At 80.0% G+C, this 1093-nt stretch carries 1 protein-coding gene; it reads left to right on the top strand.

The features are described from left to right. Window positions 1-1093, top strand: a 1093-nt coding sequence (locus tag E2C05_RS31965; RefSeq protein ID WP_133223620.1) for a S1C family serine protease, incomplete at both ends; no start/stop codon positions are given.

A 1093-nucleotide genomic window follows, 5' to 3' on the forward strand; every position in this document is an offset into this window, starting at 1 on the left:
GCCCCCGCCCTGCAGGGCCGCGCGGCGCGGCGCGGCCCCGCCGCGCGCCCCGCCGCGACGATGATCGGCGCCGGCTCCGGCTTCCTGGTGGATGCCGGCGGCACCATCGTCACCAACCACCATGTCGCGGGGGAGGCGGAGCGCATCACCGTCACCCTCGCCGACGGAACGGAGCTGCCCGCCCGGCTGGTCGGGACCGACCCGGTCACCGACATCGCGGTCATCAAGGTGGACCCGCCGCCGGGCGGCCCGCCCCTGCCCTTCCTCCGCTTCGCCGAGGGGCCGCCGCCGCGCCCGGGGGACTGGGCCCTGGTCGTGGGCAACCCCTTCGGCATCGGCGCCTCGGTCTCGCTCGGCATCGTCTCGGCCCGTGGGCGGAGCCTGGGCGGCCCGGCCTCGGGCGACCTGATCCAGACCGACGCGGCGATCAACCCGGGCAATTCCGGCGGCCCGCTCTGCGACGATGCCGGGCGCGTGGTGGGCGTGACGACGGCCATCGTCAGCCCCACGGGCGGGTCGGTCGGCATCGGCTTCGCGGTGCCGGCCGCGGTGGCCGCGCCGGTGGTCGCGGCCCTGCAGTCCAGCCAGGGCCTGGTGCGGGGCTGGCTCGGCGTGCAGGCGCAGACGATGACGCGCGAGCTGGCGCGGGCCATGGGCGGCGCCCCGCCGCAGGGCACGCTGCTCGACGATCTGGTGCCCGACGGCCCGGCGGCACGCGCCGGCCTGCGCCCCGGCGACGTGGTGACCGCGCTGGAGGGCGAGGCGACGGACGGCCCGCAGGGCCTCGCCCGCGCCGTGGGGCTGCACCCGCCGGGGACGGAGCTGCGCCTCTTCGTCTGGCGGCAGGGGCAGGAGGCGACGGTGCCGGTGGTGCTCGGCGCCGCGCCGTCCCGGCCGGCACCGCCGCCCATGCCGGCGACGCCCGAGCATCGCGGCTTCGGCCTCGTGCTGGGCCCGCCCGGCCATGCCGCCGGCGCGCCGCCGGGCCCGGTGGTGCTGCGCGTGACCCCCGGGGGTGCGGCGGATGGCGCCGGGCTGCAGCCGGGCGATGTCGTGCTGGGCGTCGGCGCCGCCGCGGTGCGGACGCCGCGGG

The organism is Paracraurococcus ruber (assembly GCF_004353985.1).
In the GTDB taxonomy this organism is placed as follows: Bacteria; Pseudomonadota; Alphaproteobacteria; order Acetobacterales; family Acetobacteraceae; genus Paracraurococcus; species Paracraurococcus ruber.